The organism is Pseudomonas sp. A214 (genome assembly GCF_900156295.1).
GTDB lineage: Bacteria > Pseudomonadota > Gammaproteobacteria > Pseudomonadales > Pseudomonadaceae > Aquipseudomonas > Aquipseudomonas rhizophila.
Genome location: NZ_LT707062.1, coordinates 5,111,450 through 5,131,148, shown reverse-complemented (window position 1 = coordinate 5,131,148; position 19,699 = coordinate 5,111,450). Strand labels below are relative to the sequence as shown.

Below are 19,699 nucleotides of genomic sequence, written 5' to 3'. Positions count from 1 at the left end.
TTCGATCTAAAGTTTTTTGACGCGGCGTCGATACGCTGTTTATACGAACCGAAGTTTTTTTTGATGAGGTAGAACATGAATCCGATGTTAGCCCTTCGCCAATACCAGAAGATTGGCGCCCAGGCGCAAACCTCCGAAGCAAGTCCCCATCGTCTGGTGCAGATGCTGATGGAGGGCGGGCTGGACCGCATTGCCCAGGCCAAGGGTGCGATGGAGCGCAAGGATATCGCCAATAAAGGCGTACTGATCAGTAAGGCCATCGGCATCATTGGCGGTTTGCGTGAAGGCCTGGACCTGGAAAACCAGGCCGAGTCGGTCACTGAGCTGGATAGCCTCTATACCTACATGATGAAGCGCCTGGCCGAAGCCAACGCCAAGACTGATCCGAAGATCCTCGACGAAGTCGCCGATCTGCTGAGCACGGTCAAGGAAGGTTGGGATGCCATCGCCGTACCGGGTCCGCAATTCTAAGGAGCACGCTCATGAGTCTTGTCTTGCAGCGAATCGAACAAACCCGTGATGCCCTGGTCGGTGCCCTGGCCGAGCGCAACTGGGAGGCAATCGGTCAATTGGACCTGGCTTGCCGTTCCTGCATGGAAGACGTTCTGAGCGAGCCTGAGGTAGACGAGGCGGCGTTGCGGAGCAATCTTGAGGAGTTGCTGGGGGTCTATCGGCAGCTGCTGGAGGCGGCCACTGGCGAGCGTCAGGCGATTGTCGACGAGATGTCGCAGATCCATCAAGCGCAGAACGCGGCAAAGGTTTACCATCTGTTCGGTTAACGCTCAGTTAATCCGAACAAAGTGCGCCATAAATTTGACTGTGCACGGTTTTTTGACTTAACTAGTGGCTGTTTACAGATTTCAGGCGTCTACAGGCATGACAAGTCTGCAAGCGTCTAGCTTGCCCCCAAATTCCGGGCATTGAGTTGACTAGGGAAGTTGCTATTGCATGTGGCGTGAAACCAAAATTCTCCTGATCGATGACGATAGCGTCCGCCGCCGCGATTTGGCGGTGATCCTAAATTTTCTTGGTGAAGAAAATTTACCCTGCGGAAGCCATGACTGGCAGCAGGCCGTCGGCTCTTTGTCGTCCAGTCGTGAAGTCATTTGCGTTCTGATCGGAACCGTAAATGCACCCGCAACGCTTTTGGGCTTGCTAAAGACACTCTCAACCTGGGATGAGTTCCTTCCGGTTTTGTTAATGGGCGAAAATTCTTCCGTTGACTTGCCTGAGGACCAGCGCCGCCGGGTGCTTTCCACGTTGGAAATGCCACCCAGCTACAGCAAGTTGCTCGATTCGCTGCACCGCGCCCAGGTTTATCGCGAGATGTACGACCAGGCGCGCGAGCGCGGCCGGCATCGCGAGCCCAACCTTTTCCGTAGTCTTGTTGGCACCAGTCGGGCGATCCAGCATGTGCGCCAGATGATGCAGCAGGTCGCCGATACCGACGCCAGCGTGTTGATCCTGGGTGAGTCGGGCACCGGCAAGGAAGTGGTTGCGCGTAACCTGCACTACCATTCCAAGCGTCGCGAAGCGCCGTTCGTGCCGGTCAACTGCGGTGCGATCCCGGCCGAGTTGCTCGAGAGCGAACTGTTCGGACACGAGAAGGGCGCCTTCACCGGCGCCATCACCAGCCGGGCCGGGCGGTTCGAGCTGGCCAACGGCGGCACGCTGTTTCTCGATGAAATCGGTGATATGCCGTTGCCGATGCAGGTCAAGTTGCTGCGAGTCTTGCAGGAACGCACCTTCGAGCGCGTGGGCAGCAACAAGACCCAGAGCGTCGATGTGCGAATCATCGCCGCGACCCACAAGAACCTCGAGAGCATGATCGAGGTGGGCAGTTTCCGCGAAGACCTCTATTACCGCCTCAATGTTTTCCCGATTGAAATGGCACCGCTGCGTGAGCGGGTCGAAGACATCCCGCTGCTGATGAACGAACTGATTTCGCGCATGGAGCACGAGAAGCGCGGCTCGATCCGTTTCAACTCGGCGGCAATCATGTCCCTGTGCCGCCACGGTTGGCCGGGTAACGTCCGTGAGCTGGCCAATCTGGTCGAGCGCATGGCGATCATGCATCCCTACGGTGTGATCGGCGTGGTCGAGTTGCCGAAGAAATTCCGTTATGTCGACGATGAAGACGAGCAAATGGTCGATAGCCTGCGCAGCGATCTGGAAGAGCGCGTGGCGATCAACGGCCATACGCCGGACTTCACCGCCAATGCCTTGCTGCCACCAGAAGGCCTTGACCTCAAGGATTATCTGGGAGGCCTGGAACAAGGCCTTATCCAGCAGGCCCTGGACGATGCCAACGGTATCGTGGCCCGCGCCGCCGAACGCCTGCGCATCCGTCGTACCACCCTGGTGGAGAAGATGCGCAAGTACGGCATGAGCCGTCGCGAAGGAGATGAACAGGCGGATGATTGACGCCTGTTTTCCAACCGCCTGATTTTTCAGGCGGTTTTTTTTCGGCACGGGTATTGCTACATCCCTCGCAACGTTCCGTTTAACTGACGGTCAGCCAAGCGAGAGAGCACGATGACCCAAGCCGCCCAGATCTCACCTGTCCCCGAGCCGGGGATCATGCCGTCCGCCGAGCAGGCAAGCCGGGTTGGACTTGAGCAGGCCTTTTCGCTGTTCGACCAGATGTCCAGCCGGTTGACCGATTCCTACAGCCTGCTCGAAGCTCGCGTCACTGAGCTCAAGGGCGAGCTGGCAGTGGTCAGTGCCCAGCGCATGCAGGAGCTGGCGGAAAAGGAACGGCTGGCTAATCGGCTGCAAAATCTCCTCGACCTGTTGCCCGGTGGCGTTATCGTCATCGATGCCCATGGTCGCGTGCGCGAAGCCAATCCGGCGGCCTGCGAGCTGCTTGGCCTGCCATTGGAGGGCGAGTTGTGGCGGCACGTCATCGCCCGCTGCTTCGCCCCGCGTGAAGACGACGGCCATGAAGTGTCGCTCAAGGACGGTCGGCGCCTGTCCATCTCCACTCGTTCGCTGGACGCCGAGCCCGGGCAGCTCGTGTTGCTCAATGACCTGACCGAAACCCGTCACCTGCAAGATCAACTGGCCCGCCACGAACGCCTGTCTTCCCTGGGGCGGATGGTGGCCTCGCTGGCTCATCAGATTCGTACGCCGCTGTCGGCCGCTTTGCTGTACGCCAGTCATCTGACCGAGCAGCAACTGCCGGTGGAAACCCAACAACGCTTCGCCGGACGCCTGAAAGAGCGGCTGCACGAGCTGGAGCATCAGGTGCGCGACATGCTGGTGTTCGCTCGTGGCGAGTTGCCATTGACCGATCGCGTCACCCCCAAGGTCTTGCTGCAATCCTTGCAAGCCGCCGCATTGACTCACGTGCAGGACCTGCCAATTCGCTGGCAATGCGACAGCCATGATGGCGAGGTGTTGTGTAATCGCGACACCCTGGTGGGCGCAGTGTTGAACCTGATCGAAAACGCGGTCCAGGCCAGCGGCGGCGACGTCCGGCTCAAAGTGCACTTGTACACACGGGGCAACACCTTGCGCTTGTGTGTCAGTGACAGTGGTAGCGGCATCGAGCCAGCGGTGCTGGCGCGTTTGGGCGAACCCTTTTTTACCACCAAGACCACAGGCACGGGCTTGGGCCTGACCGTAGTCAAGGCAGTGGCGCGTGCCCATCAGGGAGAATTGCAACTGCGCTCGCGTCTGGGGCGTGGCACCTGTGCACTGGTGCTTTTGCCATTGTTTTCCAGTACGCCGGGAGTGGAGTGAAGGTCATGGCGATCAAGGTGTTACTGGTTGAGGATGACCGGGCCCTGCGTGAGGCGCTGGCCGATACCCTGGTGCTGGCCGGGCACGATTACACCGCCGTCGGTTCGGCGGAAGATGCTTTGCTGGCCGTGGCTCAAGAGGCCTTCGGCCTGGTGGTCAGTGACGTCAACATGCCGGGCATGGATGGGCACCAGCTGCTTGGTTTGTTGCGCGCCCGCCAACCTCAATTGCCGGTCCTGCTGATGACTGCCCACGGTGCCGTCGAGCGTGCCGTGGATGCCATGCGCCAGGGGGCTGCGGATTATCTGGTCAAGCCGTTCGAGCCCAAGGCGCTGTTGGACCTGGTGGCCCGCCATGCCTTGGGCAGCCCTGCCGTCGAGGGTGAAGGCCCGGTCGCGATCGAACCGGCCAGTGCGCAGTTGCTGGCGTTGGCCGCGCGGGTGGCTCGCAGCGACTCCACTGTTTTGATTTCCGGCGAATCCGGCACCGGCAAGGAGGTGCTGGCGCGCTACATTCACCAGCAATCCCGGCGTGCCAGCGAACCGTTCATTGCCATTAACTGTGCGGCGATTCCCGACAATATGTTGGAGGCGACGCTGTTCGGTCACGAGAAGGGCTCGTTTACTGGCGCCATCTCGGCCCAGGCCGGCAAGTTCGAGCAGGCTGACGGTGGCACCATTCTGCTCGATGAAATTTCCGAAATGCCCCTTGGCCTGCAAGCCAAGCTGTTGCGCGTGTTGCAGGAGCGGGAAGTGGAGCGGGTGGGTGCGCGCAAGCCTATCAGCCTGGATATCCGCGTGGTGGCGACCACCAACCGCGACCTGGCTGGCGAAGTGGCGGCAGGGCGTTTTCGCGAAGACCTTTACTACCGTCTATCAGTATTTCCGCTGGCCTGGCGACCGTTGCGCGAGCGCACCGCCGATATCCTGCCGCTGGCCGAGCGTCTGCTGACCAAACACGTCAATAAAATGAAGCATGCGGCAGCCAGGCTGTCCCCCGAGGCCCAGGCGTTTCTGATCGCCTACCCTTGGCCTGGCAACGTACGGGAGCTGGATAACGCGATTCAGCGGGCATTGATTCTGCAGCAGGGCGGTCTGATCCAGCCGGAAGATTTTTGCCTGAGCGGTCCGGTGGCCTGCGCGCCATTGCCGGCCGTGTCAGCGGTCCCGGCGTTCGCCCCTCCGGCGGAAGTGGAGGGCGAATCGGCCGGTGCTTTGGGAGACGACCTGCGTCGTCGCGAATTCCAGATGATCATCGACACCCTGCGCGCCGAGCGCGGGCGTCGCAAGGAAGCGGCCGAGCGCTTGGGGATCAGCCCGCGCACCCTGCGCTACAAGCTGGCGCAAATGCGTGACGCCGGCATGGACGTCGAGGCCTACCTGTTCGCCAGTTGAGTGATGTGCACCGAATATCCCTTGTGGGAGCGGGCTTGCTCGCGAAAGCGATTTACCAGTCGCCGTTGCATTGACTGAACCACCGCCTTCGCGAGCAAGCCCGCTCCCACATGCATTTGTTTTTTACGGTCACGGAGCTGGCACCCTTGTTGCTAATACCTGTGTACCCGCTGAGTAAGTGTCAAAAAAATGCGGGCCGCCAGAGAGAGTAGACCATGAGCCAAGGTATTGAATTTAATCGGTTGATGCTGGACATGCGGGCCATGCAAATGGACGCCATGGCACAGCCTAAGTCGGTCGCGGTCCCGGAAGTGGGCGCCAGCAGTTTTTCCGACATGCTCGGTCAGGCCGTCAATAAAGTGAACGATACCCAGCAGGCATCGAGTCAGTTGGCCAGTGCTTTCGAGATTGGCAAAAGTGGCGTCGATCTGACGGACGTGATGATCTCTTCGCAGAAAGCCAGTGTCTCGTTTCAGGCGTTGACCCAGGTTCGTAACAAGCTGGTTCAAGCCTACCAAGACATCATGCAGATGCCGGTCTAAGGAAATTATTGAGTCATGGCAGAAGCAGTCGCTGATAACGTTCCGGCCAAGGCCACTCCGCCCGACGGCAAACCGCCGCTGTTCGGTCTGTCCTTCCTGGAAAACCTCTCCGAGATGACCATGCTGCGTCAGGTGGGCCTGTTGGTCGGCCTGGCTGCCAGCGTGGCGATCGGGTTTGCCGTGGTGCTGTGGTCCCAGCAGCCAGACTACCGTCCTTTGTACGGCAGTCTGGAGGGCATGGACGCCAAGCAAGTCATGGAAACCCTGGCTGCCGCCGACATTCCTTATACCGTCGAACCCAATTCCGGCGCCTTGCTGGTCAAGGCCGACGACGTGGCGCGCGCGCGCCTCAAGCTCGCCGCTGCTGGCGTAACGCCCACCGATGGCAATATCGGTTTCGAGATCCTCGACAAGGACCAGGGCCTGGGTACCAGCCAGTTCATGGAGGCGACCCGTTATCGTCGCGGCCTTGAAGGCGAATTGGCGCGCACCATTGCCAGTCTGAACAACGTCAAGGGTGCCCGTGTGCACCTGGCGATTCCAAAAAGCTCGGTGTTTGTGCGCGATGAGCGCAAGCCAAGCGCCTCGGTACTGGTTGAACTGTATTCCGGTCGCTCTTTGGAGCCCAGCCAGGTCGTGGCCATCGTCAATCTGGTGGCTACCAGTGTTCCCGAGTTGAGCAAGTCCCAGATCACCGTGGTCGACCAGAAGGGCAACCTGTTGTCCGATCAGGCGGAGAACTCTGCTCTGACCATGGCCGGCAAACAATTCGACTACAGCCGTCGCATGGAAGGCATGCTGACTCAGCGGGTGCACAACATCCTGCAACCGATCCTGGGTAACGACCGCTACAAGGCCGAGGTGTCGGCCGATGTGGATTTCAGCTCCGTCGAGTCGACGTCCGAACAGTTCAACCCTGATCAACCGGCGTTGCGCAGCGAACAGTCGGTGAACGAGCAACGCACCGCCAGCAATGGCCCGCAAGGCGTGCCTGGTGCGCTTAGCAACCAACCGCCGTCGCCGGCCAGCGCGCCCCAGACCACCGGTGGTGCCACTGCGGCCGCTGGCATGGTGCAACCGGGCCAGCCGCTGATCGACGCCAACGGCCAACAGATCATGGATCCGGCCACCGGTCAGCCGATGCTGGCGCCGTACCCGGCCGACAAGCGCCAACAATCGACCAAGAACTTCGAGCTCGACCGCTCCATCAGCCACACCAAGCAGCAACAGGGCCGTTTGAATCGCCTGTCGGTCGCGGTGGTGGTGGACGATCAGGTCAAGATCAACCCGGCCAATGGCGAAACCAGCCGTGCGCCGTGGAGTGCCGACGAACTGGCGCGGTTCACTCGCCTGGTGCAGGACGCGGTCGGTTTCGACGCCAGCCGTGGCGACAGCGTGAGCGTGATCAACGTGCCGTTCTCCCAGGAGCGCGGCGAAGAAATCGCCGACATTCCATTTTATTCGCAACCCTGGTTCTGGGATGTGGTCAAGCAAGTATTGGGTGTGCTGTTCATCCTGATCCTGGTGTTCGGCGTGCTGCGTCCGGTGCTCAACAACATTACCGGTGGCGGCAAGAACAAGCAGTTGGCTGGCTTGGGTGATGTAGAGCTGGGAGGCATGGGCGGCCTGGATGGCGAATTGGCCAATGATCGCGTCAGCCTCGGTGGGCCGCAGAGCATTCTGCTGCCAAGTCCGAGTGAAGGCTATGACGCTCAGTTGAACGCTATCAAGAGTCTGGTGGCAGAAGATCCGGGTCGTGTGGCCCAGGTCGTGAAAGAGTGGATTAACGCAGATGAGTGATAATCGAGCCGCTGTTGCCAAATTGTCCCGGGTCGACAAAGCCGCGATTTTGCTGCTGTCCCTGGGGTCGACCGACGCCGCCCAAGTGTTGCGTCACATGGGTCCCAAGGAGGTCCAGCGCGTGGGCGTGGCCATGGCGCAGATGGGCAACGTGCACCGTGAGCAGGTCGAACAGGTGATGAGCGAGTTCGTCGACATCGTCGGCGACCAGACCAGCCTGGGCGTCGGATCTGACGACTACGTGCGCAAAATGCTCACCCAGGCCCTGGGCGAGGACAAGGCCAATGGCCTGATCGACCGGATTCTGCTGGGCGGCAATACCAGCGGCCTGGACAGCCTCAAGTGGATGGAGCCGCGCGCGGTGGCTGACGTGATTCGTTACGAGCACCCGCAGATCCAGGCGATCGTGGTGGCTTACCTCGACCCGGACCAGGCCGGTGAAGTGCTGGGCAACTTCGATCATAAGGTGCGCCTGGACATCATCCTGCGGGTATCGTCGCTCAATACCGTGCAGCCGGCGGCCCTGAAAGAATTGAACCAGATTCTCGAGAAGCAGTTCTCGGGTAACTCCAATGCCTCGCGCACCACTCTGGGTGGCATCAAGCGCGCGGCGGACATCATGAACTTCCTCGACAGTTCGATCGAAGGCCAGCTCATGGACTCGATCCGCGAGTTCGACGAAGACCTGTCCGGTCAGATCGAAGACCTCATGTTCGTGTTCAACAACCTGTCCGATGTCGACGATCGCGGCATTCAGGCGCTGTTGCGCGAAGTGTCCTCCGACGTCCTGGTACTGGCCCTCAAGGGGTCGGACGAAGGCGTCAAGGAAAAGATCTTCAAGAACATGTCCAAACGGGCGGCCGAACTGTTGCGCGACGATCTCGAGGCCAAGGGCCCGGTACGTGTCAGCGACGTGGAAACCGCACAAAAGGAAATCCTCACCATCGCCCGCCGTATGGCCGAAGCCGGAGAGATCGTGCTCGGTGGCAAGGGCGGCGAAGAGATGATCTAAGGTCGTTATGTCTGCCAAGAGTGATGGTTCACCCAGCGACCTGATCCGCGCTCGGGACGTCGGTGGTTTTGACGTCTGGTCGCTGCCCAGCTTCGATCCCCACGTGCCCGAGCCTGAGCCTGAGCCCGAGGAAGAACTGCCGGAAATGGAGGAGGTGCCGCTGGAAGAAGTCCAGCCACTGACCCTCGAAGAAGTCGAAAGCATTCGTCAGGAGGCCTACAACGAAGGCTTCGCCATTGGTGAAAAAGAAGGTTTCCATAGCACCACGCTCAAGGTTCGCCAGGAAGCCGACGTAGCGCTGACAGCCAAGCTCCGCGCGCTGGAATCGCTGATGCTCAACCTGTTCGAGCCCATCGCCGAGCAGGACACTCAGATCGAGAAGTCCCTGGTCGGGCTGGTGCAGCACATCACTCGACAAGTGATCCAGCGGGAACTGGCCATTGATTCGAGCCAGATCGAACACGTCATGCGCGAAGCCCTCAAGCTTTTGCCGTTGGGCGTGGGCAATGTGCGGCTGTACATCAATCCTCAGGATTTCGAACTGGTCAAGGCACTGCGTGAGCGTCATGAAGAAACCTGGCGCATCGTCGAGGACGAATCCCTGCTGCCGGGCGGTTGCCGTGTGGAAACCGAGCACAGCCGCATTGATGCGACCATCGAAACCCGCATCAGCCAGATCATGGCCAAGCTCTTCGACCAGTTGCACGAACAGGCACTGCACCCGGCTGCTGCCGACCTGAGCCTGGAATTGCCGGACGAGCCCCAGGTTGACACCCCTATTGATCCAGACGCCGCAGAGTCGGATGCTCTTGAACTCAGTACCCCTGAACTGGACGGCCGCGATGCGCCTTGAGCGAACCAGCTTCGGCAAGCGCCTGGGCAGCTACGCCGAGGCCACCGAGCTGGCCGGGCAGCCGATCCTGGAAGGGCGCTTGCTGCGCATGGTTGGCCTGACCCTCGAAGCCGAGGGCCTGCGTGCCGCCATGGGCAGTCGTTGCATGGTGATCAACGACGACAGTTATCACCCGGTCCAGGTCGAAGCCGAAGTCATGGGCTTCTCCGGCAGCAAGGTCTTTCTGATGCCGGTGGGCAGCGTAGCCGGCATCGCACCTGGCGCGCGGGTTGTGCCTTTGGCTGACACCGGTCGGCTGCCCATGGGCATGAGCATGCTCGGACGGGTGCTGGACGGCGCCGGGCGTGCCCTGGACGGCAAGGGCGGCATGAAGGCCGAGGATTGGGTGCCGATGGACGGCCCGACGATCAACCCCCTCAAGCGCGACCCCATCAGCGTGCCGCTGGACGTGGGCATTCGTTGCATCAACGGTTTGTTGACGGTCGGGCGCGGTCAGCGTCTGGGCCTGTTTGCCGGTACGGGGGTGGGCAAGAGTGTGCTGCTGGGCATGATGACCCGATTCACCGAGGCGGACATTATCGTGGTCGGGCTGATCGGCGAACGGGGCCGCGAGGTGAAGGAGTTCATCGAGCACATCCTCGGCGAAGAGGGCCTCAAGCGATCAGTGGTCGTGGCTTCGCCAGCCGATGATGCTCCGTTGATGCGCCTGCGGGCCGCCATGTACTGCACGCGAATCGCCGAGTATTTCCGCGACAAGGGTAAGAATGTCCTGCTGCTGATGGACTCGTTGACCCGTTTCGCCCAGGCCCAGCGGGAAATCGCCCTGGCCATTGGCGAGCCGCCGGCCACCAAAGGCTATCCACCCTCGGTATTCGCCAAGTTGCCCAAGCTGGTTGAGCGCGCCGGTAATGCGGAAAAGGGCGGCGGTTCGATCACGGCGTTCTATACCGTGCTGTCCGAAGGCGACGATCAGCAAGATCCCATTGCCGACTCGGCCCGTGGCGTGCTCGACGGTCACATCGTGTTGTCCCGGCGTCTGGCCGAAGAAGGGCACTATCCGGCCATCGACATCGAGGCGTCCATTAGTCGGGTCATGCCGTCGGTCATCAGCGCCGAGCACCTCAAGCGTGCCCAACAGTTCAAGCAATACTGGTCGCGCTATCAGCAAAGCCGCGATCTGATCAGCGTCGGTGCCTACGTGCCCGGCGGTGATCGTGAGACCGATACCGCCATCAATCTCTATCCGGCAATGGCGGTCTATCTGCGCCAGAGCCTGAACGACAACATCGGCATGGGCGCCAGCGAAGCGCACCTGCAGAGCATCTTCACTCCGGTCGCCGGCGGGTAACCGGCCATGGCCACAAGTCGTGCGGCGCGTCTGGCGCCCGTGGTGGAGATGGCGGAAAAAGCCGAAAAAACCGCCGTCCAGCGTCTGGCATATTTCCAGGGGCAGGTGGCCGTCGCCGAAAGCAAACTGGCGGACCTGGAAAACTTCCGTCTCGAATACCAGGAGCAGTGGATCGCCCGTGGCAGCCATGGGGTTTCCGGCCAATGGTTGCTGGGTTACCAGGGCTTTCTTGCGCAATTGGGCACCGCCATTGACCAGCAGCGCCAGAGTCTGGTCTGGCACCAGAACAACCTGGAAAAGGCTCGCCAGAGTTGGCAGGAGGCTTTCGCCCGGGTCGAAGGGCTGCGCAAACTCGTACAGCGTTATATCGACGAAGCGCGGCGATTGGAGGACAGGCGCGAGCAAAAACTGCTGGATGAATTGTCCCAGCGTCTGCCGCGTCAGGATCCGTATTGATCATCGGGCCGGGATTTTGAGAGGGAAGTGTTCCAAACCTTGCTCAGACTTCTACCAGGTGCTAAACCTTGTACACGTATGTCCATGACAAGGAAGCCGAACATGTCAGTCGTTACCGAAGTATCCCCCGATGGGCAAAAGCTGACGATCTCGATCAAGGGTCGTTTCGATTTTGGGCGGCATCAGGAGTTTCGCGAGTCTTACGAGCGGCTCAACAAAAAGCCCGAATCCATTGTGGTGGACTTGAAAGAAGCCACTTATCTCGACAGTTCCGCCTTGGGCATGCTCCTGCTGCTACGCGATCATGCCGGCGGCGAAGATTCGGATATCCGGATCGTGAACAGCAACAGTGACGTCAAGAAAATCCTCGCGATCTCCAACTTCGACAAGCTGTTCGATATCTATCCGAAAGAAGAAGCAGGGAAAGACAGCTCGGGAGAAAAAGACAAGCCACAGGCAGGCCATCTCCAGGACAAACTTCATCCCGGAAAAGCTTGACCGGCAGCCATGTTGTCCGACCTCGAACCGCTGACGGTCCTGATTGCCGAAGACAGTGCCGCTGACCGACTGCTGCTGTCGACTATTGTCCGTCGTCAGGGCCATCACGTGCTCACTGCGGCTGACGGTGCCGAAGCGGTGGACATCTATATCCAGCAGCGTCCGCACCTGGTGCTGATGGATGCGATGATGCCGGTGATGGATGGTTTCGAGGCGGCGCAAAAGATCAAGCAACTGGCTGGGGAGCAGTTGGTTCCGATCATCTTTCTCACCTCGTTGACCGAAAGCGAAGCCTTGGCCCGATGTCTGGAAGCCGGGGGTGACGATTTTCTGGCCAAGCCGTATAACCAGGTCATCCTGGCCGCCAAGATCAAGGCCATGGACCGCTTGCGTCGGTTGCAGGCCACTGTCGTGGAACAGCGTGACCAGATATCCCGGCACCATGACTACCTGCTCAACGAGCAGCGCGTGGCCAAGGCCGTGTTCGACAAGATCGCCCATTCCGGCTGTCTGAGCGCACCGAACATCCGTTACCTGCAATCCCCTTACGCCCTGTTCAACGGCGATCTGCTGCTGGCCGCATTCAACCCGGCGGGCGATATGCACATCCTGCTGGGGGATTTCACCGGACACGGTTTGCCGGCCGCTGTCGGCGCGATGCCGCTGGCGGAGGTGTTCTACGGCATGACCGCCAAAGGTTATGGCCTGGCGCAGATCCTGCGGGAGATGAATGCCAAGCTCAAGCGCATCCTGCCGGTGGACATGTTCTGTTGCGCGACCCTGTTATGCCTGAGTTTCCAGCGCTGCACGGTGGAAGTCTGGAACGGCGGCATGCCCGATGGTTACCTGCATGACAGCCTCAGCGGTGTGCGCACGTCATTGCCGGCGCGGCACCTGCCGCTGGGCGTGCTCACTCCCCAGTTGTTCGATGACCGCACTGAAGTACACCCCATGTCGCTGGGTGACCGGGTATTCCTGCTGTCCGATGGCGTGATCGACACCGCTGACGACAATGAGCAGCTGTTTGGCGTGGAGCGTTTGCAACAGGTCTTTTCGGCCAATCGTGAGCCCGACTGTCTTTTCGAAGACATCCAGCAAGCCTTGCGGGACTTTCGCGGCGAGCCGCGGGACGACTTCAGCATGGTCGAGGTGCGCTTGGTCGCGCCGACGCAACTCAACCCGCCACCGCCGGTCTATTCCGATAGCGGCCAGTCCAGTCCGCTGGACTGGTCGATGAGTTTCGAGTTTCGCGCGCAGACGCTCAGGCGGTTCAACCCGATGCCGTACCTGTTGCAGCTGTTGCTTGAGGTTCATGGGCTCAGGGCTCAGAGTGGCGCTCTTTACAGCGTGCTGTCGGAGCTCTACTCCAATGCGCTGGACCATGGCGTATTGGGGCTTGATTCGAGTCTCAAGCGCGACGCGTCGGGTTTCGCCCGTTACTACAGCGAGCGCAACCAGCGCCTGGATGAATTGAACAGCGGTCACGTCCGGGTTCATGTGCACGTCACGCCTCACGGTGACGGTGGTCGTCTGGTCATTGAAGTCGAAGACAGTGGCCAGGGCTTCGATGTCGCCCGGGTGTTGGCACGACCTGCGGACAGTAACCGGTTGTCGGGGCGCGGCGTGAGCCTGGTGCGTCAGTTGAGCCATCAGGCCTGCTGGTCCGACGATGGTCGTAGTGCGCGCGTGGAGTTTTTCTGGGAGGCTCTGGCATAATCGGCGCCATTCTTGATCAGGGAGCGAACAAGTGAGTGAGATTCATCTGGACCGCGACGTACTGAGTACGTTGAAGGAAGTCATGGAGGACGGGTATCTGGAGTTGCTGGATACCTTTCTTAACGATTCCGAAGCACGCCTGCGTGTGCTGCATGAGGCGCGGGATGCGGAAAAGCTCAGTGCCACGGCCCACAGTTTCAAGGGCAGCAGCAGCAACATGGGCGCCATCCGCCTGGCAGAACTGTGTGGCGAACTGGAGCAACGTGCCAAACAGCCGTCGTTGAGCGGGATTGAAAAGCTGGTCAGCGAAATCGACAGTGAATTCGCCCATGTCCGCAAGCTTTGCAGGGAAGAGCGTGAAGGGTTCCACTGCTGAGATTCGAGCATTGCCAATAGGTTGGCCCGTCCCTTGCATTGTCCTCTCTCGACTGTACCTATGATTCCAGTGCAGCGGAGACCTTTTTATGCCCGTAACGCCCAATACACTGCTTCAGGCCACCCCGCAGGCCAAGCCTCAGGCCGCCGTCAATTCACCGGCAGCGGCCCCTGAGTTCGGGAATAAAGCCTCCAGCTTCGCCCAGGTCTTCGCCCGCCAGGCCCCCGCGAAGTCGTCGACCGCCCCCGAGCCATCGGTTAAACAGGTGCGCGACCAGGCTTCTGATAACACCGTCAAAAAAGACGATGGCAACGAAACGGCTGCCGCCTCCGAGACGACGGTTGCCGATAGCGGCAAATCCTTGCCCGCCGACAAGCCGTCAACGACCGATGACAAGGTGGTCAGTGATGACGGTGCCGACACGACTGAAACCCCAGTGGCGGAAGTCGCTTCTGGCGATCCGGCTGTGGACCCCGCGCTGCTGCCGGATATGATCGCAACGGTTGTCGCAACCGAGGCAGAACCCGCCCCCGTGGTGGCCACGACGATGCCTCAAGTCGCGGCTGCGGTGGCGGCGCCGGTTGCTCCATTGGCCGCAGCAGCCCAGACTTCGGCTGTGGTCGATCCTGAATTCGATCCGGCGGCCGATCCGCTTGATGCATTGCCTGCCTTGCGCCTGGCGATGGAGCAGAGCGGCCATGTTTCCGCTGCCAGCCACGCGCAGTCCAAGACGCCTGCCCCTACATCGGTTGACGGTGAGCCGTCATCGGCCCAAACCTTTGCCGCCGGCATGGCAAGCATGCTCACCGTCCAGGCTGATCAGAACAGTACTGGCCCCGGCAGCCAAGGCGGTGAAAAGGCATTTGGCGGTTTGATCAATGAGGGTCTCAAGGATCTGACCGCCGCCTCCAGCGATACTCGCGTGGATGACTTCGCTAACCGTCTGGCGGCGCTAACCCAGGCCGCCACGCCAAAAACCGCCAATGCGATACCGGTCAACCAGCCTATCGCCATGAATCAGAGCGGCTGGACCGAAGAAGTGGTCAACCGGGTGATGTACCTGTCGAGTGTCAACCTCAAGGCGGCCGATATCCAGTTGCAGCCGGCCGAACTCGGTCGTCTGGATATTCGGGTGAACATGGTTCCGGATCAGCAGACCCAGGTGACGTTCATGAGCGCTCATTCCGGCGTTCGCGAAGCGCTCGAAGGTCAGATGCATCGCCTGCGCGACAGTTTTGCCCAGCAGGGCATGGGCCAGGTCGACGTCAGCGTGTCCGACCAATCCCGTGGCTCCCAAGGGCAGGAACAGCAAGCGCAGCAACAGGCCCAGGCTGGGCGCACAACATCGTCCGGCGGTCGGGTGGATTCGGTAGAGGAAGACCTGCCAGCCAGCATTGCTGAAGTAGCAGCCACTGCCACCAGCGTGATCGGCACCAGCGCGGTCGATTTCTACGCCTGACCCCAAGATGTCCCCCCCCTGTGGGAGCGAGCCTGCTCGCGATAGAGGTGAATCAGTCCCAAAATGGGTGACTGACACTCCGCTATCGCGAGCAGGCTCGCTCCCACATTGGTTTTATGGCGTTCTGCAGATTGCATCCCAATCGTGATCCTTGTGCCCCGACACTTCTGGCATAACACTTGCTCCTGCCTTGCCGTGCAACAGTGAAAACCCCGATTAGTGACGGATTATTGGCATGGCGAAGAGCGAAGCAGCAGCTGTAAAGGACCCGACAACCAAGGGCAAAATCAAGCTGATCATCTTGATCGTGGTGGGCTTGCTCCTGGCCATTGGGGTCTCTGTGGGGGCGACCTGGTATTTCATGCACAACGCTCAAAGCAAGCCGGCCGTGGCGGTCGAGGCCGCGCCGGTGGGCAAGCAGCCGGCGATTTTCGAGCCGATGGCGCCCGCTTTCGTGGCCAACTACACCCAGAACGGCCGCCAACGCTACATGCAGGTCAGTATCACCCTGTTGGGCCGCAACCAGGCTGATCTGGAAGCGCTGCGGGTGCACATGCCACTGATCCGCAATAACCTGGTGATGCTCTTTTCCGGACAGAATTTCGACACCCTGGCCACGCCCGTCGGCCAGGAAATGCTGCGTCAGAAAGCCACGGCCAGCGTGCAGGAAGTGGCTCAGAAAGAGCTCGGCAAAGTGGTGATCGAACAGTTGCTCTTCACTAACTTCGTATTGCAGTAGGAACCCGACATGGCCGTGCAGGACCTGTTGTCCCAGGATGAAATCGACGCGCTGTTGCATGGTGTCGACGATGGCCTGGTGCAGACCGAAAACGCTGCTGAGCCGGGCAGCGTCAAAAGCTACGACCTGACCAGCCAGGATCGCATCGTTCGCGGACGGATGCCGACCCTGGAAATGATCAACGAGCGTTTCGCCCGATACACCCGCATCAGCATGTTCAACATGCTGCGCCGTTCGGCCGATGTGGCCGTCGGTGGCGTGCAGGTGATGAAGTTCGGTGAATACGTGCACTCGCTGTATGTACCCACCAGCCTCAACCTAGTGAAGATCAAGCCGTTGCGCGGCACAGCGCTGTTCATCCTTGACGCCAAACTGGTGTTCAAGCTGGTGGACAACTTCTTCGGCGGTGACGGTCGTCACGCCAAGATCGAAGGGCGTGAATTCACCCCGACCGAGCTGCGGGTAGTGCGCATGGTGCTGGAGCAGGCCTTTGTCGATCTGAAGGAGGCCTGGCAGGCGATCATGGAAGTGAACTTCGAGTACATCAACTCGGAAGTGAACCCGGCCATGGCCAACATCGTCGGCCCGAGCGAAGCCATTGTGGTTTCGACCTTCCACATCGAGCTCGATGGCGGTGGTGGCGATCTGCACGTGACCATGCCGTACTCGATGATCGAGCCGGTACGGGAAATGCTCGACGCCGGCTTCCAGTCGGATCTCGACGATCAGGACGAGCGCTGGATCAATGCTTTGCGTCAGGATGTGCTGGATGTCGACGTGCCGATCGGCGCGACGGTTGCCCGGCGTCAGCTGCGCCTGCGGGACATCCTGCATATGCAGCCGGGGGACATTATTCCTGTCGAGATGCCTGAAGACATGATCATGCGCGCCAACGGTGTACCGGCCTTCAAGGTCAAGATGGGCTCTCACAAAGGCAACCTGGCGTTGCAGGTGATCGAGCCGATCGAACGCCGCTGAGCGGTGTCGAATCCTTACGTTTTTAACTGAATTTTTGCCCGCCGAGGACAAATGATGGCTGACGATATGAACACCCAGGATGACCAGGCGCTGGCCGACGAGTGGGCTGCGGCCCTGGAAGAAACCGGCGACGCCGGGCAGGCCGACATTGACGCTTTGCTGGCGGCCGACACTGGCGCTCACGCCTCCAACCGCCTGCCGATGGAAGAGTTTGGCAGCGTGCCCAGAAGCAACGAACAGGTGACGCTGGACGGCCCGAACCTGGACGTGATTCTCGACATCCCGGTGTCGATTTCCATGGAAGTGGGCAGCACCGACATCAACATCCGCAATCTGCTGCAGCTTAACCAGGGCTCGGTGATCGAGCTGGATCGCCTGGCTGGCGAGCCGTTGGATGTACTGGTCAACGGCACGCTGATCGCCCATGGCGAGGTAGTGGTGGTCAACGAGAAGTTCGGCATTCGCCTGACGGACGTGATCAGCCCGAGCGAACGCATCAAGAAGTTGCGCTGAGTGAAAGGTTTTTTCGCCGCAGCCTTGATGCTGCCATTCAGCGTGCTGGCGGCCGAACCGGTAGCCACCGTAGCGGCTGCGCCGGCGGCGGGTAGCGGGATCGCCGGGCAACTGGCGCAATTGGTGCTCGGTCTGCTGCTGGTGCTGGGGTTGATCTTCTTCCTGGCCTGGTTGCTGCGGCGTGTGCAGCAGGCGGGGCCAGCCGGCAAGGGGCAGGTCATCGACATCGTCGGTTCCCGCGCGCTTGGCCCGCGGGACCGGCTGGTGCTGGTTCAGGTTGGCAACGAGCAGATTCTGCTGGGGCTGAGCCCGGGCACCATTACTGCATTGCATGTTCTCAAGGAGCCGGTGCAGGTGCCTGCCACCGACCAGGCCACCCCCGAGTTTGCCCAGCGTCTCATGGAACTGTTGGGTAAAGATCAGAAGGATAAAAAGTAATGCCATTGCGCATTCTGTTGGCGGTGGTCCTGATGCTGGCCGCGCCGTTGGTGCTTGCCGCCGATCCGCTGTCGATCCCGGCAATTACCTTGGGCACCAACGCCGAAGGGGCTCAGGAGTATTCGGTCAGCCTGCAGATCCTGCTGATCATGACCGCGCTGAGTTTCATCCCGGCGTTCGTCATGCTGATGACCAGTTTCACTCGGATCATTATCGTCTTTTCGATCCTGCGCCAGGCCCTGGGCTTGCAGCAGACGCCGTCGAATCAGATTCTTACCGGCATGGCGCTGTTCTTGACGATGTTCATCATGGCACCGGTCTTCGACCGGGTGAACCAGGATGCGCTGCAGCCCTATCTGGCGGAAACCATCACCGCCCAGGACGCGGTGGCCAAGGCTGAAGTGCCGATCAAGGATTTCATGCTGGCCCAGACCCGCACCAGCGACCTGGAACTGTTCATGCGCCTGTCCAAGCGCACTGACATTGCCAGCCCGGATCAAGCGCCGCTGACCATCCTGGTGCCGGCGTTCGTGACGTCCGAGCTCAAGACCGCGTTCCAGATTGGTTTCATGATTTTCATCCCGTTCCTGATCATCGACCTGGTGGTCGCCAGTGTGCTCATGGCCATGGGTATGATGATGCTGTCGCCATTGATCATTTCCCTGCCGTTCAAGATCATGCTGTTCGTGCTCGTGGACGGCTGGGCCCTGATCATCGGCACCCTGGCGGGCAGTTTCGGCGGTGTTTAGGCCATTTGTGCGGGTAGCAAGAATATGACGCCTGAAGTAGCGGTAGACCTGTTCCGCGAAGCGCTCTGGCTGACGACCATGATGGTCGCTGTGCTGGTGATACCCAGCCTGCTGGTGGGCTTGCTGGTGGCGATGTTCCAGGCCGCGACCCAGATCAACGAACAGACCCTCAGCTTCCTGCCGCGTCTGCTGGTAATGCTGGTGACGTTGATCGTCGCCGGTCCCTGGCTGGTGCAAACTTTCATGGAATACATCCTGCAGCTTTACGGCAGTATTCCGCAGTTGATCGGCTGACCTGATGTCGATGCTCGAACTGACGGATACCCAGATCAGTACCTGGGTGGCGTCATTTATCCTGCCGCTGTTTCGTGTCACCGCGGTGCTGATGAGCATGCCGGTGTTTGGCACTACCCTTGTGCCAACCCGCGTACGGCTGTATTTCGCTCTGGCGATTACGGTGGTCATCGCACCAGGGTTGCCACCTATGCCGCCGGTCAACGCTCTGGACCTCAGTGCATTGATGCTGGTGGCCGAGCAGATTCTGATTGGCGTCTTGATGGGCTTTTCGCTGCAACTGTTTTTCCAGGCGTTTGTGGTGGCCGGGCAAATCATTTCGATCCAGATGGGCATGGCGTTCGCCTCCATGGTCGACCCCACCAACGGCGTGAACAGCGCTGTGATCGGGCAGTTCTTGACGATGCTGGTGACCCTGCTGTTTCTGGCCATGAACGGGCACCTGGTGGTGTTTGAGGTGCTGACCGAGAGCTTCACCACATTGCCGGTGGGCAGCGCGATGCTGGTCAATCATTTCTGGGACATCGCCGGCAAGCTTGGCTGGGTTCTAGGGGCGGCGATGGTGTTGGTATTGCCCGCGATTACCGCGTTGCTGGTGGTCAATATTGCCTTTGGCGTGATGACCCGGGCGGCGCCGCAGTTGAACATTTTCTCCATTGGCTTTCCGTTGACCCTGGTGCTGGGCCTGGTGATTTTCTGGATCAGCCTGGGGGATCTTCTCAATCAGTACCAGCCGCTGGCGACCCAGGCCCTGCAGCTGTTACGCGACATGGCACAGGCGCGCTGAACC

At 60.3% G+C, this 19,699-nt stretch carries 22 protein-coding genes; all 22 read left to right on the top strand.

Annotated elements, in window-relative coordinates; translation table 11 throughout:
* The first annotated feature begins 75 nt into the window (after positions 1-75).
* The 22 genes from fliS (at position 76) to fliR (ending at position 19,696) form a co-directional block, all read left to right on the top strand.
* Complete coding sequence (gene fliS, locus BW979_RS22855) at positions 76-471, top strand: flagellar export chaperone FliS (protein ID WP_047226241.1); 396 nt, start codon at positions 76-78, stop codon at positions 469-471.
* 11 nt (positions 472-482) lie between these two features.
* The gene (locus tag BW979_RS22850; RefSeq protein WP_047226242.1) at positions 483-779 is read left to right on the top strand and encodes a hypothetical protein; all 297 of its coding nucleotides are present in this window, start codon (positions 483-485) and stop codon (positions 777-779) included.
* Positions 780-948: 169 nt separating this feature from the next.
* On the top strand, positions 949-2,424 hold the full coding sequence (locus BW979_RS22845) for a sigma-54 dependent transcriptional regulator (protein WP_047226243.1): 1,476 nt from the start codon (positions 949-951) through the stop codon (positions 2,422-2,424).
* A gap of 111 nt (positions 2,425-2,535) precedes the next feature.
* Positions 2,536-3,744 carry a sensor histidine kinase gene (locus BW979_RS22840; protein ID WP_076385832.1) on the top strand — a complete coding sequence of 403 codons (1,209 nt, stop codon included), beginning with the start codon at positions 2,536-2,538 and terminating at the stop codon, positions 3,742-3,744.
* 5 nt (positions 3,745-3,749) lie between these two features.
* A complete protein-coding gene (locus tag BW979_RS22835; RefSeq protein ID WP_076385830.1) occupies positions 3,750-5,138 on the top strand; it encodes a sigma-54-dependent transcriptional regulator in 1,389 nt (462 codons plus the stop codon).
* 215 nt (positions 5,139-5,353) lie between these two features.
* On the top strand, positions 5,354-5,680 hold the full coding sequence (gene fliE, locus BW979_RS22830) for a flagellar hook-basal body complex protein FliE (RefSeq protein WP_047226246.1): 327 nt from the start codon (positions 5,354-5,356) through the stop codon (positions 5,678-5,680).
* 15 nt (positions 5,681-5,695) lie between these two features.
* Positions 5,696-7,480, top strand: a complete 1,785-nt coding sequence (gene fliF, locus BW979_RS22825) for a flagellar basal-body MS-ring/collar protein FliF (protein ID WP_047226247.1) — start codon at positions 5,696-5,698, stop codon at positions 7,478-7,480.
* Entirely contained in the window at positions 7,473-8,492 is a 1,020-nt protein-coding gene (gene fliG, locus BW979_RS22820) for a flagellar motor switch protein FliG (protein WP_003199086.1), read from the top strand. The genes fliF and fliG overlap by 8 nt, the downstream gene beginning before the upstream one ends.
* A 7-nt stretch (positions 8,493-8,499) precedes the next feature.
* A complete protein-coding gene (gene fliH / locus BW979_RS22815; protein WP_047226248.1) occupies positions 8,500-9,345 on the top strand; it encodes a flagellar assembly protein FliH in 846 nt (281 codons plus the stop codon).
* On the top strand, positions 9,335-10,693 hold the full coding sequence (gene fliI, locus BW979_RS22810) for a flagellar protein export ATPase FliI (protein WP_047226249.1): 1,359 nt from the start codon (positions 9,335-9,337) through the stop codon (positions 10,691-10,693). Before fliH ends, fliI begins: the two co-directional genes overlap by 11 nt.
* A gap of 6 nt (positions 10,694-10,699) precedes the next feature.
* Complete coding sequence (gene fliJ / locus BW979_RS22805; RefSeq protein WP_047226250.1) at positions 10,700-11,149, top strand: flagellar export protein FliJ; 450 nt, start codon at positions 10,700-10,702, stop codon at positions 11,147-11,149.
* A gap of 102 nt (positions 11,150-11,251) precedes the next feature.
* Positions 11,252-11,647 carry an STAS domain-containing protein gene (locus tag BW979_RS22800; protein ID WP_331717220.1) on the top strand — a complete coding sequence of 132 codons (396 nt, stop codon included), beginning with the start codon at positions 11,252-11,254 and terminating at the stop codon, positions 11,645-11,647.
* A 9-nt stretch (positions 11,648-11,656) separates the two neighbouring features.
* Positions 11,657-13,363 carry an ATP-binding SpoIIE family protein phosphatase gene (locus BW979_RS22795; RefSeq protein WP_076385828.1) on the top strand — a complete coding sequence of 569 codons (1,707 nt, stop codon included), beginning with the start codon at positions 11,657-11,659 and terminating at the stop codon, positions 13,361-13,363.
* 31 nt (positions 13,364-13,394) lie between these two features.
* The gene (locus BW979_RS22790) at positions 13,395-13,739 is read left to right on the top strand and encodes an Hpt domain-containing protein (protein ID WP_047226252.1); all 345 of its coding nucleotides are present in this window, start codon (positions 13,395-13,397) and stop codon (positions 13,737-13,739) included.
* Positions 13,740-13,827: 88 nt separating this feature from the next.
* On the top strand, positions 13,828-15,198 hold the full coding sequence (locus BW979_RS22785) for a flagellar hook-length control protein FliK (protein WP_076385826.1): 1,371 nt from the start codon (positions 13,828-13,830) through the stop codon (positions 15,196-15,198).
* Between the two features lie 235 nt (positions 15,199-15,433).
* The gene (gene fliL / locus BW979_RS22780; RefSeq protein ID WP_076385824.1) at positions 15,434-15,937 is read left to right on the top strand and encodes a flagellar basal body-associated protein FliL; all 504 of its coding nucleotides are present in this window, start codon (positions 15,434-15,436) and stop codon (positions 15,935-15,937) included.
* Between the two features lie 9 nt (positions 15,938-15,946).
* The gene (gene fliM, locus BW979_RS22775) at positions 15,947-16,915 is read left to right on the top strand and encodes a flagellar motor switch protein FliM (protein WP_003184019.1); all 969 of its coding nucleotides are present in this window, start codon (positions 15,947-15,949) and stop codon (positions 16,913-16,915) included.
* Positions 16,916-16,969: 54 nt separating this feature from the next.
* Entirely contained in the window at positions 16,970-17,428 is a 459-nt protein-coding gene (fliN, locus tag BW979_RS22770; protein WP_047226255.1) for a flagellar motor switch protein FliN, read from the top strand.
* Complete coding sequence (gene fliO / locus BW979_RS22765; protein WP_047226256.1) at positions 17,429-17,866, top strand: flagellar biosynthetic protein FliO; 438 nt, start codon at positions 17,429-17,431, stop codon at positions 17,864-17,866. It abuts the gene before it with no gap.
* Positions 17,866-18,615: a flagellar type III secretion system pore protein FliP gene (fliP, locus tag BW979_RS22760; protein WP_047226257.1), complete on the top strand. Its 750-nt coding sequence runs from the start codon at positions 17,866-17,868 to the stop codon at positions 18,613-18,615. Before fliO ends, fliP begins: the two co-directional genes overlap by 1 nt.
* Before the next feature lie 24 nt (positions 18,616-18,639).
* Positions 18,640-18,909: a flagellar biosynthesis protein FliQ gene (gene fliQ / locus BW979_RS22755; RefSeq protein WP_047226258.1), complete on the top strand. Its 270-nt coding sequence runs from the start codon at positions 18,640-18,642 to the stop codon at positions 18,907-18,909.
* Between the two features lie 4 nt (positions 18,910-18,913).
* The gene (gene fliR / locus BW979_RS22750) at positions 18,914-19,696 is read left to right on the top strand and encodes a flagellar biosynthetic protein FliR (protein ID WP_047226259.1); all 783 of its coding nucleotides are present in this window, start codon (positions 18,914-18,916) and stop codon (positions 19,694-19,696) included.
* The last annotated feature ends 3 nt before the right edge of the window (positions 19,697-19,699 follow it).